General features: G+C 44.9%; 19 protein-coding genes and 4 pseudogenes. 10 read left to right on the top strand and 13 right to left on the bottom strand.

Annotated elements, in window-relative coordinates:
- Positions 1–128 precede the first annotated feature (128 nt).
- The 4 genes and pseudogenes from DXE44_RS01370 (at position 129) to DXE44_RS10045 (ending at position 3,659) form a co-directional block, all read left to right on the top strand.
- Positions 129–707, top strand: a complete 579-nt coding sequence (locus tag DXE44_RS01370) for a TRAP transporter small permease subunit (protein WP_114652060.1) — start codon at positions 129–131, stop codon at positions 705–707.
- 77 nt (positions 708–784) lie between these two features.
- Positions 785–2,045 (top strand): annotated as a pseudogene (locus DXE44_RS01375) (TRAP transporter large permease); the annotation flags it as partial.
- Positions 2,046–2,126: 81 nt separating this feature from the next.
- Positions 2,127–3,473 (top strand): annotated as a pseudogene (locus tag DXE44_RS10475) (amidase).
- A gap of 15 nt (positions 3,474–3,488) precedes the next feature.
- Positions 3,489–3,659 (top strand): hypothetical protein, encoded by a 171-nt coding sequence (locus DXE44_RS10045; protein WP_162785842.1) that lies wholly within the window; start codon positions 3,489–3,491, stop codon positions 3,657–3,659.
- Positions 3,660–3,730: 71 nt separating this feature from the next.
- Here DXE44_RS10045 and DXE44_RS01390 read toward each other — a convergent pair whose 3' ends face one another.
- The 4 genes from DXE44_RS01390 to DXE44_RS01400 all read right to left on the bottom strand — a co-directional run bounded on the left by DXE44_RS01390 (position 3,731) and on the right by DXE44_RS01400 (position 6,375).
- Complete coding sequence (locus DXE44_RS01390) at positions 3,731–4,237, bottom strand: hypothetical protein (protein ID WP_114654299.1); 507 nt, start codon at positions 4,235–4,237, stop codon at positions 3,731–3,733.
- Between the two features lie 169 nt (positions 4,238–4,406).
- Complete coding sequence (locus DXE44_RS10480; protein WP_231970526.1) at positions 4,407–4,589, bottom strand: hypothetical protein; 183 nt, start codon at positions 4,587–4,589, stop codon at positions 4,407–4,409.
- Positions 4,586–5,170 carry a sulfite exporter TauE/SafE family protein gene (locus DXE44_RS01395; protein ID WP_231970527.1) on the bottom strand — a complete coding sequence of 195 codons (585 nt, stop codon included), beginning with the start codon at positions 5,168–5,170 and terminating at the stop codon, positions 4,586–4,588. Before DXE44_RS01395 ends, DXE44_RS10480 begins: the two co-directional genes overlap by 4 nt.
- Before the next feature lie 365 nt (positions 5,171–5,535).
- Positions 5,536–6,375, bottom strand: coding sequence for an NAD(P)/FAD-dependent oxidoreductase (locus DXE44_RS01400; protein WP_331851850.1), 840 nt, complete (start codon positions 6,373–6,375; stop codon positions 5,536–5,538).
- A 176-nt stretch (positions 6,376–6,551) separates the two neighbouring features.
- Here DXE44_RS01400 and DXE44_RS01405 point away from each other — a divergent pair.
- The 3 genes and pseudogenes from DXE44_RS01405 to DXE44_RS01415 all read left to right on the top strand — a co-directional run bounded on the left by DXE44_RS01405 (position 6,552) and on the right by DXE44_RS01415 (position 7,995).
- A pseudogene (locus tag DXE44_RS01405) lies at positions 6,552–7,411 on the top strand (MBL fold metallo-hydrolase).
- Between the two features lie 23 nt (positions 7,412–7,434).
- A complete protein-coding gene (locus DXE44_RS01410; protein WP_231970528.1) occupies positions 7,435–7,743 on the top strand; it encodes an ArsR/SmtB family transcription factor in 309 nt (102 codons plus the stop codon).
- Positions 7,744–7,782: 39 nt separating this feature from the next.
- Positions 7,783–7,995 carry a YgaP family membrane protein gene (locus tag DXE44_RS01415; RefSeq protein ID WP_114652066.1) on the top strand — a complete coding sequence of 71 codons (213 nt, stop codon included), beginning with the start codon at positions 7,783–7,785 and terminating at the stop codon, positions 7,993–7,995.
- A 194-nt stretch (positions 7,996–8,189) separates the two neighbouring features.
- On the opposite strand, the gene DXE44_RS01425 is transcribed toward DXE44_RS01415, so the two are convergent.
- The 6 genes from DXE44_RS01425 to DXE44_RS01445 are packed head-to-tail and all read right to left on the bottom strand — an operon-like array spanning position 8,190 to position 11,003.
- Positions 8,190–8,417: a hypothetical protein gene (locus tag DXE44_RS01425; protein WP_114652069.1), complete on the bottom strand. Its 228-nt coding sequence runs from the start codon at positions 8,415–8,417 to the stop codon at positions 8,190–8,192.
- Between the two features lie 43 nt (positions 8,418–8,460).
- Complete coding sequence (locus DXE44_RS10220) at positions 8,461–8,712, bottom strand: hypothetical protein (RefSeq protein ID WP_197712800.1); 252 nt, start codon at positions 8,710–8,712, stop codon at positions 8,461–8,463.
- On the bottom strand, positions 8,687–9,289 hold the full coding sequence (locus DXE44_RS01430; RefSeq protein WP_197712801.1) for an FAD:protein FMN transferase: 603 nt from the start codon (positions 9,287–9,289) through the stop codon (positions 8,687–8,689). The genes DXE44_RS10220 and DXE44_RS01430 overlap by 26 nt, the downstream gene beginning before the upstream one ends.
- Positions 9,286–9,840, bottom strand: coding sequence for an FMN-binding protein (locus tag DXE44_RS01435; RefSeq protein WP_114652071.1), 555 nt, complete (start codon positions 9,838–9,840; stop codon positions 9,286–9,288). Before DXE44_RS01435 ends, DXE44_RS01430 begins: the two co-directional genes overlap by 4 nt.
- Before the next feature lie 33 nt (positions 9,841–9,873).
- On the bottom strand, positions 9,874–10,053 hold the full coding sequence (locus tag DXE44_RS01440) for a hypothetical protein (RefSeq protein ID WP_114652073.1): 180 nt from the start codon (positions 10,051–10,053) through the stop codon (positions 9,874–9,876).
- Positions 10,054–10,088: 35 nt separating this feature from the next.
- The gene (locus tag DXE44_RS01445) at positions 10,089–11,003 is read right to left on the bottom strand and encodes a DUF6662 family protein (RefSeq protein ID WP_114652075.1); all 915 of its coding nucleotides are present in this window, start codon (positions 11,001–11,003) and stop codon (positions 10,089–10,091) included.
- Between the two features lie 146 nt (positions 11,004–11,149).
- On the opposite strand from DXE44_RS01445, the gene DXE44_RS01450 reads away from it, so the two are divergent.
- Positions 11,150–11,392: a DUF3820 family protein gene (locus tag DXE44_RS01450; protein WP_114652078.1), complete on the top strand. Its 243-nt coding sequence runs from the start codon at positions 11,150–11,152 to the stop codon at positions 11,390–11,392.
- A gap of 2 nt (positions 11,393–11,394) precedes the next feature.
- Here the strand turns inward: DXE44_RS01450 and DXE44_RS01455 are convergent, their stop codons facing one another.
- On the bottom strand, positions 11,395–12,429 hold the full coding sequence (locus tag DXE44_RS01455; protein WP_114652080.1) for a DNA/RNA non-specific endonuclease: 1,035 nt from the start codon (positions 12,427–12,429) through the stop codon (positions 11,395–11,397).
- A gap of 519 nt (positions 12,430–12,948) precedes the next feature.
- Here DXE44_RS01455 and DXE44_RS01460 point away from each other — a divergent pair.
- Positions 12,949–13,932, top strand: coding sequence for a transglycosylase SLT domain-containing protein (locus DXE44_RS01460; protein WP_114652082.1), 984 nt, complete (start codon positions 12,949–12,951; stop codon positions 13,930–13,932).
- Between the two features lie 82 nt (positions 13,933–14,014).
- Here DXE44_RS01460 and DXE44_RS01465 read toward each other — a convergent pair whose 3' ends face one another.
- A complete protein-coding gene (locus DXE44_RS01465; RefSeq protein WP_114654301.1) occupies positions 14,015–14,368 on the bottom strand; it encodes an FKBP-type peptidyl-prolyl cis-trans isomerase in 354 nt (117 codons plus the stop codon).
- A gap of 69 nt (positions 14,369–14,437) precedes the next feature.
- On the opposite strand from DXE44_RS01465, the gene DXE44_RS01470 reads away from it, so the two are divergent.
- Positions 14,438–15,301, top strand: coding sequence for a DUF6352 family protein (locus DXE44_RS01470; RefSeq protein WP_197712802.1), 864 nt, complete (start codon positions 14,438–14,440; stop codon positions 15,299–15,301).
- A 149-nt stretch (positions 15,302–15,450) separates the two neighbouring features.
- Here the strand turns inward: DXE44_RS01470 and DXE44_RS01475 are convergent.
- Positions 15,451–16,650 (bottom strand): annotated as a pseudogene (locus tag DXE44_RS01475) (MFS transporter).
- Between the last annotated feature and the right edge of the window lie 202 nt (positions 16,651–16,852).

Here is a 16,852-nt window from a genome sequence, read left to right on the forward strand (position 1 = left end):
AGTAATAAAAAAAGGCCGCTTTATTAGCGGCCTTTTTTGCAGTAACGAACAATACCTCTAATATTTATCAGTATTAGAGGTATTAGTACTAAAAACAGAAGCGCTAAAAGCGTACTGAGGAGAAAGCAATGCTGGGTTATATCAAGTGGGTTGATGACCTCTCGAAATCCGTAGGCCATGCCTTTGGATGGACGGTAGTCCTGTTGACCCTGGCAACCTGTTACGAAGTGTTTATGCGCTATGTGCTCAATAATCCAACGGATTGGGCATTTGATATGAGCTATATGTTCTACGGCGCATTATTCATGATGGCAGGACCATACACACTATCCAAAGCCGCCATGGTCCGAGGTGATTTTTTATATCGCACCTGGAAAGAGACTACACAAGCCAAGGTTGATCTTGTCTTGAATTTCTTGTTCTACTTCCCTGGTATTTTGGCTCTGATTGTTATTGGCGGTCGCTATGGTTTTGATGCCATGATGATTCGTGAGGTCGGTGTTAATAGTCCGGTTGGAGTGCCTGTTTGGCCACTCAAGATGATCATCTTCTTTGCAGGTTTAGGTCTATTTATGGCTGGAACTGCTGAAGTATGCCGTTGCCTCATCTGCATTAAAACTGGCAGCTGGCCTTTTAGAAATCAAGATGTAAAAGAGCTCGAAGAAGTTCTTATTGAAACCCATTCAACTCAAGTAGAAAGCACATAATGAGTGATCCAGTCATCGCCCTCTTTATGTTGGGCTTGTTTATTGTTTTTATTTTCCTGGGATTCCCAATCGCCTTCACCTTGATGGCTATGGGTATCGGTTTTGGTTTTTACGCCTATTACGATCCAGTCCTCTCATTTTTAGATAACCGCATCTTCTACCTATTTGTGCAAAACACATTTAGCGTGATGAACAACGATGTTTTGATATCGATACCGCTGTTCTTGTTTATGGGTTACATCATCGAGCGAGCCAATATTTTGGATCGACTCTTTTTGAGTTTGCAAACTGCATTAAGACATGTGCCTGGATCAATGGCAGTTGCTGCCTTGATTACCTGTGCATTGTTTGCTACTGCGACCGGTATTGTGGGTGCGGTGGTGACTTTGATGGGCTTATTAGCTTTGCCATCAATGCTTAAGGCGAGTTACGACCAAAAGTTGGCGGCAGGTGTTATCACTGCCGGCGGTACTTTGGGTATTTTGATTCCGCCATCGATCATGTTGATTGTCTATGCCGCAACTGCTGGTGTATCTGTGGTCAAGCTCTATGCTGCCGCTATGGTGCCCGGTTTCTTATTGGCGGGCTTGTATTTGGTATACGTCATTGTGCGCGTTGTGCTTAATCCATCGCTAGCCCCTAAACCAAAAGATGTGGATAACGTCGGTTTTTTGGGACGGCTTTAAATTACTGGTAACCGCATTCTTCCCATTGGCTTTATTGATTTTGGCAGTTCTAGGCTCCATTTTATTTGGCTTGGCAACCCCAAGTGAAGCAGCGGCAATGGGTGCATTGGGCGGAACCATGTTGGCAGTTGCCTACAAGGCATTTACTTGGCAACGTCTGCGTGAGTCTGTCTACTTGACTGCGAAGACCTCAGCGATGGTGTGCTACTTGTTCGTAGGTTCATGGACATTCTCATCCGTGTTTTCTTATTTAGGTGGCGAACACCTTATTAAAGATTTCATGATGTCAATGGATTTGAATACCGTTCAGTTCCTCATCATTGCTCAGTTAATCATCTTCGTCTTGGGCTGGCCACTAGAGTGGAGCGAGATCATTATTATTTTCGTTCCGATCTTCTTGCCACTCTTGGCGCACTTTAATGTCGATCCATTGCTGTTTGGTATTTTGATCGCCGTGAACTTGCAAACCTCTTTCTTGACGCCGCCCATGGCCATGTCAGTCTACTACCTCAAAGGTGTGGCGCCGCCAGAGTTGGCTTTATGGACGATTTTCAAGGGATGTTTCCCATTCCTAGGAATGGTGCTAGTCACCTTAGTGCTGGTCTATGTACAGCCAGTATTAGTAACTTGGTTGCCAGATATGCTCTATAACAATGAGGATGTATCTGCTCCCTATGATCCAAATGATCCTAGCGCAGTAAACCCTGAATTCTTAATGAGTAAGTAAGACGAGATGAGTGACGCAGTCATTACCTTAAATCAGTTGGATGTCCCAAAAATTCGAGAGCTTATCTCGACTGGGTCATCTAGCTGTGTTGAGCTCACCGATTTGTTTTGCCAACAGGCAAAGGGGATTGATGAAAAAATTACTGCGCTCGCTTTTTTTCATCCCAAAGCCATTTTGCGACAAGCAGCCTTAGTTGATGATGGTCACGCACGTGGCTTAAATCACTCGGCCAGGCTTGAAGGTGTTCCGGTTGCACTGAGTGACAACATTGATTCCATTGATATGTTCTCCACTATCGGATCACCCTTGTTGGAGGGGCGTCATCCACGTTGGGATGCTTTTCTCGTAAAACGCTTTAGAGATGATGGTACTATTACTTTTTGTAAAGTCAAGGTTGCTGAATTTAATCTCGGTCAAGCCCCCGAAGTTTGCAATCCATTGGACCTCGAATGACAGGTTGGTTTAGCTGCTGGGGCCGCCGCTGCTTTAGTTGCTAGTGGTATCGTGCCTGTTGCAGTGGGTACGCAATCTCTAGGATCTATTGCGGAGTCTGCTTCTTATTGTGGTGTAGTGGGCTTTAAGCCTAGTAGTCGCTTAGTCTCACAATCAGGCATCTTTCGTGCTTCAAAAACACTCGAGCAAGTTGGCGTCTTTAGTAAGACTGTAGAAGATGCTGCTTTACTAGCTGAGATTGTCTTAGGTTCTGATGAGCAAGATCCAGATACTAAAGGCGTACTCCCAAGACCGCTCTTGGCAATTTGTAAAGAAGAGGTTCCTTTTAAGCCCAACTTTGTTTTCTTAAAAACGCCAGATTGGGTTGATATGGAACCCGAGGCAAAAGAGGCGATTGAGGCTTTGCCTGAAGAACTTGCTGATCAAATTACTATCATTGATTTGCCGGAGTCTACGATTCAGTCAAAAGAGTGGCATGAGCTTATTGTGCAGGCAGAGTTCACCCAAGCTTTAGAAACACAAGAGCGTCAAATCTCCAAAAAGCCTCCTAAGAGAATTGCGGACATGATCAAAGCAGGATTCAAGATCACTGCGCAAGAATACCTCCGAGCTCTGAATGCTATTGAAATGATATCAAGTAGTTTTGATGAGTTCTTTGATCGCTTTGACTGTATTTTGACGCCTTCAAGCTTAGGTTTTGCACCATTGAAGTCTGAAGCAGCAAGATCTGGTAGTTTGGCAAATTCTCTTTGGGCTGTTACTGGTATGCCAACGATTAGCCTACCGATTTTGCAATCAGGCAAAGGGCTTCCTTTGGGAGTTCAGTTGACTGGTAAACAATTCGACGATGCTCGTCTCTTAAGGACGGCGCGTTGGTTTTTAAATCACTTCAATCAATAACTGGAACTATTGAATATGAAAAAATTATTCCCACCTTTACTAGCATTAGGTTTATTGCTATTTTTCTTTTTAGCCTACATTCTCAAGCTTAAGCAGTTTGATTTATTGCTATTACTCACCTTTGGTATTGGTTTGGCGGTGTATGACTTCTATCTTTCTTACAAAGATAGCAAAGATCAGCATTAATCAGTTATAAGTTTTCCTGCTTGTGCTGAAGGCAGATAAGCCGAAAGTACAAGCAGTTTGTGATTTCTGATCTAGGACTCTAGCAGCCCAATAGCCTCCCGAATGAGGAGCGTGCGATAAGCCATGTAGATGGCAACAAGCACAAATCCCGATAAGAATAGTTTTGGTATTGGGGCGCCTTCGCTCACTAATTCTGAATTCAGCAGCCCTATTGCCACCGCTAAAAATAACAGTGCACCCAGCACCAGCACCAAAATGACCCAGTTCTCTGCGCCTGTAACTTCTTGGGTTTGGTTGCGGTACGCCAGTACTTGAAATGCCGTATTTGACCGATACCCCGAAACTGTCACACTATCGCCATCGCCAATCTTCATTGGCGTAGAAAACTTTGCTTGAATAGCTTGATCACCTAAGTTAAAGCTTGATATATAGAAACGCTGGTAATACACAGAGGAGTGATCGCGGGTTGGTTTTTCAGGATTAACGTATTCCAAGAGCCCATTATTCAGATTACTGACCGTTCCAGAAATAGTGCTCACAGAGCTAATTAAAAAGGAACTTGGTTTTATGGTGGACATCAATAAAACTCCCAATATGCTCATGCCCAAAATGAGAGCGAGTGAAGAAAGCGGTCTTTTCATTAATAAGTAGGGCGTTGAAGCTAGCTTCAATATTGTTTTAAAGTTGATTGACAGCCTTTATAAACAGGCTAATAGCAATGAGAAGAGTGAATATAGCAAATATCTGCTATACCCTTGGACCGCTAATTTTCCTCTCCAGAACTTTTCCTATTAATAGCCCAATGAGAGAGCCAATAGAAAAGGGAATAGCAATGCTAGTGTTTAATGTGCCCGATGCCAGAGAAATAAATGCACCTCCAGCTGAAACAATAGCCAATACCCCTAGTGAGGTAGCCACAATAGATTTCATTGGGAGGTCGGTGAACTTATTGAGGGCGCGGGCACCAGAATAAATCCCCCGCCAACACCTAGCAATCCTGATAGGAAGCCGGCAAGTGCACCGGCAAACATAAGCGCCCTAGCGCAGGGCACCGTCCAAATGAGTTTTCCGATAGATAAATTCAGTTGGCAAGGCGGTGGCTTGACAGTCCTAACGACTTTCCCTGAGATTGTTCTAGCTACCTGAAACAACATTCTGATCGATACATACATCAAGATTGCGCTAAACGCGATCAATAGCGGTGCGTTGGGTATCCTTTGCGCAAGCCATAGCCCGAGCGGAGATAGCATTAGTCCAAAGGCGGCCATAAAGATTGCAGTCTTATAGCGGAGTACCTTAGTATTTAGGCCAATGATTGCGCCAACACCTGCAGATAAAGTAATGGCAGTTAATGCAATCGGGCCCGCTTCGGAGATGGGGAGGTGTAGCAAAAAAACCAGTAGCGGCACGGACAGTATGCCTCCACCTGCTCCTGTAAGGCCCATCAACACCCCTACCAAAATGCCGATGGCAGCGGTAAGGTGGGGGATATATTCTGGGCTTAGGATCATTTATTAATTTTCAAAGGGGAGAGCAAGCCATTCTCTTCCTTTGAGCATAGCATTCCAATAGAGCCATGGCAGAACATCTTTCTTGAGTATCCAGGCTAGTTTAGTTGCCTTTAAGGGGTTAATGAGCCACGGGAAAGTAGACAATAACTTGCCCCAAAACCAAATTCCGCTAAAATAATTTTGCCGCGCTCAACTGTCAATGGGCAGGATCCATATCCGTCATATTTAGTTGGCAATGGTAGATTATTTTTTGCGTCTACTAGATTTTCAGCGACAACAACAATTTGCTTTCTTGCAGCAGCTGTCTTAGAGTTAGGTGATGAGCAGCAATCACCCAGGCTAAATATATTTGGATAGCGAGTATGTTACAAAGTGAATTGATCAACATCTACAAAACCTTCTGCATTGGCGACTGGACTTGCTTTAAGGCAATCTTGAGGTCCCTGTGGGGCCACCACATGAAGCATATCAAACACTTTTTCAACTTGGCTGACATTGCCGTCGGCATCTTTTACTGCAAATATAGCCTTCTTGGCTGCGCCATCAACAGAAACTAGGTTGGTATTGAAATTGAGTTTGGCGTTATATTTTTTTACGTATTCCATTAGTGGAGGCACAAAATCAGCAATTCCAAATAGTGCGGCGCCAGCATTGTTGAGCTCCACCTCAATTTTGCTCAGATTGCCTTGTTTTTGCCATTCATAGCATGACAAGTACATGGTTTTTTGAGGTGCTCCAGGGCGCTTAATTGGCATTGGCGGCTGAGTGAAGATAGCTTTTCCAGATTTGAGGTTTTTTACGAGTTCCCAGGTATATGGGGAATATTCAAAGCTGTAATTAGAGGTCACTCCATTTTTGCCTAGCGTTTCCACTAAGCCTGGAATTGCCTCCCAGTTAGATTTCAGTCCAGTCGCGATTGCCAGTTGTTTGTATTTAATTGGACTACCATGCTCAATAAGTACTTCATTTGCATCTGGGTTAAAGCCGGTGATTTGATCTTTAATCCAATGTACACCATTGGGAATTAGGCTTTCGGTCTGACGACGGCTATCCTTTACATTGAAAGCGCCTCCACCCACAAGAGTCCAGGATGGCTGGTAATAATGGACTTCTGAGGGCTCTATGATGGCAATCTTGAGTGACGGCTCACGTATTTTAAGGCTAGACGCGAGGCCAATACCAGCCGCACCACCTCCAGCAATCAGGACGTCAAATTAGTCAATGGTTTGCGCTGTAGGCATGTTTTCTCCGGGGGTTTAGTAATCGGTACAGGAGTAAAAATAAACGATAAATGCATTATTTCATATCAGGGTTTCTTATTACTTTATATTTTTATATAATGTATGTAGATAAGTTTATTTGCCGTGATTGGAAAATTTTGATGAAACCGACTGTTAAGGGATTTTTTGACCCAGAAACCTGGACTGTGACCTATGTGGTTTATGAAAAGCCTGGCTCCCCATGTTTAATTATTGATTCAGTGCTCAATTACGATCACAAGTCGGGTCGAACCAAGACTAGGTCGGCTGATGAGGTCATCGCCTTTGTTAAGGAGCATAACTTAGAGGTAGAGTGGATTCTAGAGACTCATGCACACGCTGATCATGTCTCCGCTGCCCCCTATTTAAAGTCGCATCTTGGTGGAAAAATTGCGATTGGAGAACACATCACCAATGTGCAGGATGTATTTAAAAAAGTTTTTCATTTGGAAGGCGCTTTATCGACAGATGGATCGCAGTTTGATTACTTGCTAAAAGATGGTGAGGAAATTCAAGTGGGTGCGTTAAGCTTTAAGTCACTATTTGTTCCTGGCCATACCCCGGCCTGTATGGCGTATCAAATCGGCGATGCAATTTTTGTTGGCGATACGATGTTTATGCCGGATGTCGGGACCGCAAGATGTGATTTTCCGGGTGGCGATGCCCATACCCTCTATCAGTCAATGAAAAAAATTCTGAGCTTTCCCCCTGAAACTAGATTGTTTATGTGTCATGACTACCCGCCGAATGGTCGCCCCGTAAACTTTGAGACAACCGTCGCTGAGCAAAAAAATCCAATATTCATATGCGCGATGGTATTAGCGAGGCAGAGTTCGTGCAGATGCGTTCTAAGCGTGACGCTACCTTAGAAATGCCAACATTAATACTGCCCGCTATTCAAATTAACATTCGAGCTGGAGTGCTCCCACCCCCAGAAAGTAATGGCGTCTCCTATCTGAAGATTCCGTTGAATGCACTGTAAGTTTGCTCCTTCAAATGAATCCAATGATTACTAAATCCGAGCTAAAGAAGATGCAGTCATCGGCAGATGATGCGTGCAAGCTCATGAAAGTCTTATCCAATCGTGACCGCATGATGCTTCTATGTGAAATCGGTCAAGCAGAAAAATGCGTTGGTGAGTTGGAGGCGGCACTTGATTTGCATCAACCAACACTCTCACAGCAGCTCACCGTATTGCGTAAAGAAAAGCTGGTTAAAACACGTAGAGAGGGTAAACAAATTTATTACTCCCTCTCAAGTCAGGTCGCTGTAGCAGTCATGAGTTTGTTATACAGGCATTACTGTAAAAAGTAATTTAAAGAATTATTCAATCGCTTTTAAAGGGAATTCAATATGAAATGTAACGTCGGTGATATCGATCGTATCTTAAGAATCTCAGTGGGCATTGTGCTGGTTGTGCTTGCAGCTAACGGTATCGTGGGCTGGTGGGGTTGGCTTGGATTAATTCCATTGGCTACGGGTATTTTCCGTTTCTGCCCAGCTTACCCATTATTGGGAATGAATTCTTGTGGAACTTCATGCGGTAAAGATTCTTGCTGTAAGTAAGTCTTCTTAAGTTTGATTAAGGCGTATTGAGAAATAAAACTCAATGCGCCTTATTTCCTTTTGGGGAAACCACTTTTTTTGCATAAACGCAGTGCAAAAAAAGATGGTAAAGAATGCGAGGCCAATTATCCAGTGGGTTGTGATGACGCTACCTCGAATTTCTTCAGGGCCGTAGTACAACAGGGCGCCCGATATCAATAAAGTAGCCAAAAGGCCAATTGGCTTAAACCGCTCCACAGCTTCCTCTTAGACTTTAGGCCCGCCTTTAGGTGAAAGGGTAAGACTGAGCCCAAAGCCATCGTAGCAATCATTGCGGCAATGCCATGCCACATCAATATAGTGTGAGCGCCCAATGCAGCACCTTGAATGTGAAATTCATGCCCAAGCAAATAGGCTGTGCCGGTAAGAGAGCAGCTCAACATTGCAATCAGTACAAAATATCTTTGCCAAGGCGACTGGTATTTTTCATGAGGTGAGCGTGTTGGGAATTTTGATAGCCTGGGCAGAAAAATGACTCAAGCAGGGGTGTTGGGTATCCCCAGAAATACTTACTACCTTGGTTAAGGCATCGGCATAGACGCATTCATTAGCGATGACTGAGTAAGACTCTGAAAACTCAATATGCTCTTGATTGAGCGGGTTGACCACATAGCTTTTGGCATCCACGTCGCGCTTTGAAAAGTAGAGGCTACTAGTCGCAATAGCACCTAACTTCATACTGCCAATCTGAATTAACTCCAGAGGGCTTGCTTGGATTTCGAACTTGAATGTCTTGCGCTTCATCACCAAAGAGTCTCATATCACCTCCAGCATTGACCGAGCCAAATGGGATGTCGTTAGCAAGTAAAACCTCTACTGCTTTATCAACTGCATACCCTTTGGCAATGCCACCAAGATCAAGGCAGAGTGGGGGCTTAGATTGAACCAAGTTTGACCCAATAAAGAGTAGACCTTCAATGCCTCCAAATGACTGATCAATCAAGCTGACATGCTTTGGAAGTAGACCTGCTTGTACTAGGTGATGACCAACCCCACAATTAAATATACCTTGAGACTCAATATGAATCTCTTTGGCAATGGCCAGCACCTCAGCTGTCCAGGAGTGAATACGAATTGGTTCTAAATGGGATCTAGCATTAATTTGAGAAAGCTCACTCTCTGGATCATGAAACCCCATCAGGGATTGAACTTGTTCAATCGCAGTGAAGGCCATCTCTATTGCATGGATTGAATGTGCTCCATCTTCAGTTGAAATTTCAACAAAGGTACCTAAGAGTGGTTTGCAGCGAATCATTTTGCTTTGGGTGCTTGGGATTGGTTTTTGAGAGCTATCTCATAAAGCACTGCGACACGTTTGACGCCATCGGTGAGATGTTTGCAGGATAGGGTTGCGCCACCAATATTTTGAATATCTTGGTTAAGCTTAATGGGGTCTGACGCAGTTTTACCAACAAACTGATTGCGCCACTGGGCTTCAGCCACTTCGTAGCCATAGGATTCAACATAGTCTAAGATTTCAATGCCGGTGACTGCACCTGATGGGCTTAGTGCAACGGCATAAGTAATCATTTCGTGCTTACCCACCACCTCATCTACGATGAACCAACTTCCGTCAGTTGCCCTCCAAATTCGATCTCCTTGAAAAGCCTGCCGAACACTCGATGCAGAGTGCATTTTGTCTTGTAGTTCATCTGTAATGATGGTGGGATTTTTGCTAAGCGGTTTATTGGGTATAAGTATTTTTTGCGCTTGTTCCATAGATACGTAAATCTTGGCATGCGCGACTATCGGCATCGTTGTTGCGGCCAGCCCAATGATGAATAGAGGATGAGGTTTCCAGTTCATGTTCTAAATTCTTTTGCTAGAGGGTGATATAAATTAATTAGCCAGCAATTCATTGGCTTCAAAGCAAAGCTCATCAAGATCTTCAGTGCTTTCACTTATCTGGGCCAAGGCCTCAAACATCATCAAAGCTCGCTCTCTCGCAGTGGCGCAATGGGTGGATTGAAACTTAATCAAATGTATTAGTGCGGCCATTAATAAATTTTGCTTTTCCATAGTTACCTTTAAATTAAAAATACGAGAGATCTTGTTTAGTTCAGCGGGAAGCCGACTTTGACGATAAATTCATTAACTGAGTGACTATCCCAAACGCGAGCATTGGAGCATTCTGCGGTTCCGTCACCCATGCAGGTATTGCCTTTGAGTTGATAGCGCCAAGCACCAGTAACCCACCAGTCTTTTTCTGCGTAATGTAAGTTGGGACCCACAAAAGTGGCTCTTTGTACTTGGTTTTGTAAGTTATAGCTAGAGTAGTCATTATGAAAACGTGCCTCAACGCCACCAGACCACTTGGGTGCAAATCGATAGCTTGCGCCCACTAGGAAGTCCAGCATCGACTCAGGAACATTGCCATTGCCAACAAACTTCAATTGCTCATTTGCAACAACAACGTTGCCGGCTAGAGCTAATTTATCGTCAATAAAGTTGGACTGCAGCAATAAACGCGCTTCAATCTCATTCTTGTTCTTACCAATAGTTGGTTCTAAATACAGGCCAACTCCGACTGGAGAGGTGACTGGATTTGTAATGCGATAAATTGCCTCTAGTGAACCACCCTCAATGCCACCTTTTCTGTAGGGTGAGGCTGGGTTATGTGACTCTGGAACAGGTTGTCCGCCAGTGCACGAAGCGCTATCGCCACAAGCTTCTGGATTGGTGTAATTTTGATTTGCATTGACGTAGTAGGCATTAAGGCATCCCGCAATCTGAAAGTCATTCGTGACGCCATATTCCAATTCCGATCTAGAAAACCAAGCGTTATAAGAGCCGGCTGCTTGTTGTTTATTGAGCTGTAAGCGCTGCTCAAACTCAAGCTTTCCTTTTGGCTGTAGATCTAGGGTGTAAATCCATCCAAACGCACCTTCACCCGCATTGGCGAATGAAAAGTGCAAGGCGGTGGCTAATAGGATGCTGAAGGCTACGAGTCTTTTGATGGTCAGTTTCATGGTGATGGTGGTTAGTAAATACAAGTTATTGAGAATGATTCTCAATATACAGTAAATAAGAATAATTCTCAATTGAAAAAATGACCCTGTTTGGCTTGGTGTTGAGATTTGACTGAGAACTTGCTGGGGCTTGTAAGATCAGGGCTATGGATTCAGAAGCCCTAGTGAAGCTGGTCACGATGAAGATGCCTTTCGGCAAGCATGCTGGCCGCGCGCTTGCAGACTTGCCGGGAAATTATTTGGCGTGGTTTGCACGCGAAGGTTTTCCTCAGGGCGAGCTTGGTCAGTTGCTGGAGCTAATGCACACCCTGGATCACAATGGCTTGCGAGGTTTGTTGGCCCCGATTCAAAGGGCTCATGGAATTTCTGCTCGCACTCGCGAACAGTAGACTTACTTTGAGTGCACTATCGCTACGACACGATTGCGTTCGTAGCTCACATTGGGTGAATCAGGTGGACTGCTTTGTGAAAGCCTGACCTGCATTTGCATTTGCATTTGCGTTTGCGCCTCAATCTCCTGTGCCAGACTCTGAGCCAACTGGAGATTGCGGTCGTATTGAAGCTCTATGCTGGCAACCTTTCCAGACTTGATGTTTGAGATTAGTGCCGCTACTTTCTCAGGTGAGTATTGGTCAAAAAAGATTGGATACCAGCCGCCGCCCACTCCTTGCCTAGGTACTGATGCACCCTTCGTCGCTGATTTGATTGACCTACTTTCGGCGCTCTCTACTGGTAAGTGAAAGTCGATACCAGTTTTCTGAATCAATTCAGCGTAGGAGATTGGCGCACTCATTTGCGCATCGTCGGCATTCTCGACCCAATAAGCCCAAGCCAATTTTTTATAAGGGTCATAGACCAGTTTATAAAGATGACTTGGAATGGTGACCTTGCTTTTACCAATGCTGCCGGCATGACCAGTTGAGCCAGTGAAAACGTAGACATCACCTTGCGCACGCTTGATATACATCCGAGTGGGCTCTTCGACCCGCTTTGCCCAGATACCTTGATTATTTTGCCTAGCCTGCGGCATCATATTTGCCAAGGAAAATGACTGCGCCATTCCCCGTTCCCGTGTCATATCAGCAGCCGGCACGTTGTGTCCCCGGTCATAGCCACTGCCACGATAGTCAGCTAGTAGGGCGCGTTCATTGATGGGCAGTCTAGCCTCTTCGTAAAACTGATTAGTGCGGCGCGGACGAGGCGCTTGAAGTTGCTCGCCATTTAACTTTTCGACGGTATAGATGGGCTTTTTATCCGCAGGGGAGTAATAGATTGCAAAATCATCAAAGCAAAGGTCTCGCCCTACCTGGGAAGTGCTGGGTATTTGCTGAGATGGGAAAAGATCTTTGCATTCATCGAAGACGGCGGATGCACTTAGTGGCAGCCAAAGCGAGCTTAATATGAAAAGTTTTACTAGGAAATTCATTGCATCTCAGTGTAATGAGTGTCGTCACCAGGCGCTTGAAGTATTGTGCCAATTGTGTGATCGGGTTAGCTCTAGAGCTAGTATTTATCAGGGTTTTAGAGCCCAAGGCCTCAACTATTGATGGGCTTGTAAAGCAGGAAGATCAATGTATCTTCAGCTAGATCCAATGATTCAGATAACACTACCTGTAGAAAATAAAGCTGCTGCAAATACTAGATGTATGGGTTTGCAGCGATTGCAGAAGCTCAGAAAGAGTAAAAAACTTGGGTTTTCGGCACTTTCTTATGATATGAAATAAGCGCTCACTAACTTATATAAGTTATTGAATTTAAACAATAAAATATCAAAAATTTGGAGCTGACTATAGGGGAGGCTTATTTCAAGACCTATAAGTTATTGAAGCATCTTTCTTTATTCTTGACTTGATATAAGAACCTTCTTAGGATGGCTCATGTTTTTTACTTATTGCATTGCAACATAAATCAGAAATGTGATTTTTGGTGTGCTGCAAGACCATGAATGATTAAAAGTTTTTCTGCTGATTCGAGTGACTTACAACTAGCCCAGCCCCTAGGCGATAAGGCTGCAAGGTTGTTGGCTCATGCACTTTCACCTGCCTATCGGGTGCTCAATGGCTTATTGATCGTGACGGTTTTCATGATCGTAGGGCTCTGGCTTTCCGGTAATGGCACTCAGGCGGGCGCATTTGATTTAGCTCGCATCTTGGTTCCAGAGGAAGCTCGCCAGATGGTTTGGCAAAACGGTTTAGGCGACGCCGATCAAAATCAAGATGAGACCCCAAAAGCTCTGGCTGATAAAGAAATCACCAATGTGGTTTATGGCAAGGCTTTAGCCAACTCTAGCAGTGGCCTGACCAGCGCCAGGCAGCAAACAGTAGCCCTCCTGATGCCATCGGTAGCTTATGCGCAGGTGAGACCAATTTCCCACTTATCGGATCGCATTCCAGTTTCAAAAATAGATCCACAGGCGCTCGATTCCAAATTAATGACGTCAATTCAAAATCAACGTGCAGTAGCTGACTTCTTTCAGAAGAAATACAGACTTGATCGCGCTAAGATTGAAGAGTATGTATCTAATACTGTATTAATTGCAAAAGAAGTCAAAATTGATCCAGTCCTGCTGCTTGCAGTGATTTCAGTTGAGTCTAACTTCAATCCAATGAGCAAAAGTCATGCTGGTGCTGAAGGCTTGATGCAGGTGATGAGCGCAATTCACCAAGATAAATATGCGCTGTATGGTGGGGTAAGCGAAGCAGTTAAGCCAGAGGTGAATATTCGGATAGGTGCTTATATTCTGAAGCATTTGATAGCGACAAGTGGCTCATTGCGTAATGGCTTGAAATACTATGTTGGTGCAGCAAATGCAGAGCATGATGGCGGTTACACCGATAAAGTCATGGCAGAGAGAAATCGTTTGATTAGTCTGTGCCAGCCAACGACGCAAAGTAAATTAACTTTGAATGGTAAAGATTTGCGCTCCTAAACCATTTAGTTTTTCTTTGGAAAAAATAAAGGCCACTCAGTTCTATTGAGTGGCCTTATTACTTGCAGATACAGCTTTCGAATTAATTGACTCCGTGCAGCTCTACATCAAATACCAACGTTGCATTTGGGGGAATTACACCACCAGCCCCACGTGCACCATAGCCCATTTCGGAAGGGATGATCAGGGTGCGCTTACCGCCAATCTTCATGCCTTGAACGCCCTGATCCCAGCCCTTAATGACATGACCCGCACCCAAAGGAAAGCTAAAGAGTTGGCCGCGATCTAAGGAGCTATCAAACTTCTGACCTTTGTGGTCAGGGGCTTTCTCATCAAACAACCACCCGGTGTAATGCACATCTACATGATTGCCAGCAGTTGCTTCTTTGCCATCGCCAACAACGGTATCTATCTTTTGCAGTTCGCTTACGTTTATCTCCCTCTTAAGCTGAAATTGAAGGGCTAGTATATTCTGAGCGTAATCTTTTTGTTCGAGCAAACTCACATGACAAACTTTTGGCACCATTCTGCATACCAAACCCTGACGGTGGGCTCGGACAATCAATTGCTGGTGACGGATGATTTTCTGCGTACTTACTTATTGCGCCCAGAGTTAAATCTCGTTCCTGAATACTGCGATGCAGAGCGAGCATTGCATCAACGTCTAAGTGAGAGTCCTCGTGCAGTCATTTCTGATCAAGACATTGCTGCGATGGCAGATCCTGATATCCAGGTGAACTATCAAGTTTGGCTGAGGTATCGAGCCAAGTTATTGGCAGCTAGTTCTTTAGAAAACTTCTACATGGGTTTGTTTAAAGGTGATGGCGTAGATGTGCCGCCTTTATTTATTTCTCAGTTGGCGCAAATATTTATTCGGCATATCTTGGGCGAAGATTGCCATCCTTTAGATGCTCGCATGGGCGAGATCTTCTTTCGGACTCAGAAGATCACCGTGCTAGAGGACGGTGTCGTGATGGGTGCGGATGATGAGATGGTCACGCGCAATGCGAAAGCGGGGGAGACTGGCAACATTCTGGATCTCCTGAAGAATAAGTCAATGTCCATGCGCTCGATCGATTTAGATGTCCTCCATGAAGAAAATGCTGATCTCTACTGGGAGAAAAATGAGGACCATGACTTTGCGGTCCAACTGAATTTTGGTCAAGCACCCATTAATCATTTTTGTCGCGTCCTTGAAAAATGGGTGCAACATTTTTTAGGTGCTCAGGTACGCATTACCCCAATGCAGCAAATCACTGATCCCAAATGGTCTTGGCATGTTGGTCTAGATGCTGCTGCAAGCGATATCCTCAATAAGCTCTATAAAAAAGAGCCTGTAGATGCTGATGAGCTTGAGAGGGTGGCTTGAGAGGGTGATCTGTTTATTCCGCCTCGGACTTTATCGATGAGGCTGCTGTGACTCAATCCCAGGCTGGAAAACCAGTTTATATGGCTATTGCAATGAATGATGAAAAGCAACTCAAACTAAAGCCACAAAACCTGTTCTTCAATTTACCCTTAGCTAAAGCTTCCTAGTTTCTTGCGATTAGCGCTAAGCCAAATCAAAGCGCCGGCTGTTATAGCAACTGGAAGTAGTGAGCCCCAGTTCAGAATATTCCAGCCCTGCGAGGTAATGAGTGCACCAGAGCCGAAAGAGGTAAATGCCATAGTACCGAACACAAAGAAGTTAATTGCCGCCTGCGCTTTGTCGCGCTCTTCCGGGCGGTAGGCTGTCATCGCCAATGAGGTCGAGCCAGTAAATAAAAAGTTCCAACCAACGCCCAATAAAAATAGGGCAATTAAGAATTGATGTAAGTCGGTACCAGAAAGTGCAATGGCAATGCACAAGAGATTGAGGATGACCCCAACACCCATGATCTTGAGGGTGCCAAAGCGTTGAATGAGTGAGCCAGTAAAAAATCCAGGCGCGAAGATCCCGATTACGTGCCACTCTAAAACCAGAGCAGTATCAGAGAAGGGTAGACCACAAATTTGCATAGCGAGCGGAGTTGCTGCCATCAGGAGGTTCATGACGCCATAACCCAGGGATGCGCCGATCACCGCAACCATAAAGATAGGCTGGCTAAGAATGGTCTTCAGATCTCTGCCATCGGACAGTGAATGCCGCGTTTTGAATTCTTCTGGAAAGTGGATGAACTGCATCACGATGATGCCAATCAAGCCAGCTATCGAAAGGGTGAGATAGGCACCCAAAAATGCAGTATCAAAGAAGTCCTTCGTCCAAGAGGCAAGGTTAGGCCCAATGACGGCACCAAGGATTCCGCCGGCTAACACCCAAGAGACCGCCTTATCCCTCTGGCTAACAACGGTCAGCTCAGCAGCAGCAAACCGATAGAGTTGCCCATTAGCGCTGTAATAGCCTGCAATAAAGGTACCTAGCACCAAGAAGAGCCAGAAATTCTTAGAAATGGCAGCATAGGCGCAAAGAAGGGCAGATAAGACTGCTACCAATAGGCCCAGCTAAAAAGAAATCTTCCGGCCAAAGTAATTTTGAGTTTTGGCGACGATCGAGGTGGAGAAGGCCCCACCAACAACATAGCCCATGACGGGTAGGATGGCCATCCAAGCGGCGGGGCTCAGACTAAGGCCAACTAGGCCATTAATGGCAATAAAAGTCACATTATTGGTCAAAAACAAGCCCTGACAGAGGATCAGCAGTACCAGGTTTTTATTGAGCAGGGGGTGCTTATGGGTCATCCGCCACAGTTTACGATCTAAGTGCACATTGGCTCGGCTCGGTGGATTCCCTTAAATTGACCCACTTCAGCCAATTTGGGGCCTAAATCCCCTCAAATTGCTGGGGTCGATGATTTAAAGTAGATGTCTCGGTCCAGTGCGTGAAATGACACCCAAGACAGCCAAAAGCGCCTGAAGTGTTGCGTGCGGAATGCGAGAGTGG

Source organism: Polynucleobacter necessarius (assembly GCF_900095175.1).
In the GTDB taxonomy this organism is placed as follows: Bacteria; Pseudomonadota; Gammaproteobacteria; order Burkholderiales; family Burkholderiaceae; genus Polynucleobacter; species Polynucleobacter necessarius_I.

Excerpts from the sequence above, each read along its gene's own strand:
- DXE44_RS01370 (WP_114652060.1), top strand. The coding sequence starts at position 129 with ATGCTGGGTTATATCAAGTGGGTTGATGACCTCTCGAAATCCGTAGGC.
- DXE44_RS10045 (WP_162785842.1), top strand. The coding sequence starts at position 3,489 with ATGAAAAAATTATTCCCACCTTTACTAGCATTAGGTTTATTGCTATTT.
- DXE44_RS01390 (WP_114654299.1), bottom strand. The coding sequence starts at position 4,237 with ATGTCCACCATAAAACCAAGTTCCTTTTTAATTAGCTCTGTGAGCACT.
- DXE44_RS10480 (WP_231970526.1), bottom strand. The coding sequence starts at position 4,589 with ATGAAATCTATTGTGGCTACCTCACTAGGGGTATTGGCTATTGTTTCA.
- DXE44_RS01395 (WP_231970527.1), bottom strand. The coding sequence starts at position 5,170 with ATGATCCTAAGCCCAGAATATATCCCCCACCTTACCGCTGCCATCGGC.
- DXE44_RS01410 (WP_231970528.1), top strand. The coding sequence starts at position 7,435 with ATGATTACTAAATCCGAGCTAAAGAAGATGCAGTCATCGGCAGATGAT.
- DXE44_RS01415 (WP_114652066.1), top strand. The coding sequence starts at position 7,783 with ATGAAATGTAACGTCGGTGATATCGATCGTATCTTAAGAATCTCAGTG.
- DXE44_RS01425 (WP_114652069.1), bottom strand. The coding sequence starts at position 8,417 with ATGTTGAGCTGCTCTCTTACCGGCACAGCCTATTTGCTTGGGCATGAA.
- DXE44_RS10220 (WP_197712800.1), bottom strand. The coding sequence starts at position 8,712 with ATGAAGTTAGGTGCTATTGCGACTAGTAGCCTCTACTTTTCAAAGCGC.
- DXE44_RS01430 (WP_197712801.1), bottom strand. The coding sequence starts at position 9,289 with ATGATTCGCTGCAAACCACTCTTAGGTACCTTTGTTGAAATTTCAACT.
- DXE44_RS01435 (WP_114652071.1), bottom strand. The coding sequence starts at position 9,840 with ATGAACTGGAAACCTCATCCTCTATTCATCATTGGGCTGGCCGCAACA.
- DXE44_RS01440 (WP_114652073.1), bottom strand. The coding sequence starts at position 10,053 with ATGGAAAAGCAAAATTTATTAATGGCCGCACTAATACATTTGATTAAG.
- DXE44_RS01445 (WP_114652075.1), bottom strand. The coding sequence starts at position 11,003 with ATGAAACTGACCATCAAAAGACTCGTAGCCTTCAGCATCCTATTAGCC.
- DXE44_RS01450 (WP_114652078.1), top strand. The coding sequence starts at position 11,150 with ATGGATTCAGAAGCCCTAGTGAAGCTGGTCACGATGAAGATGCCTTTC.
- DXE44_RS01455 (WP_114652080.1), bottom strand. The coding sequence starts at position 12,429 with ATGAATTTCCTAGTAAAACTTTTCATATTAAGCTCGCTTTGGCTGCCA.
- DXE44_RS01460 (WP_114652082.1), top strand. The coding sequence starts at position 12,949 with ATGATTAAAAGTTTTTCTGCTGATTCGAGTGACTTACAACTAGCCCAG.
- DXE44_RS01470 (WP_197712802.1), top strand. The coding sequence starts at position 14,438 with ATGACAAACTTTTGGCACCATTCTGCATACCAAACCCTGACGGTGGGC.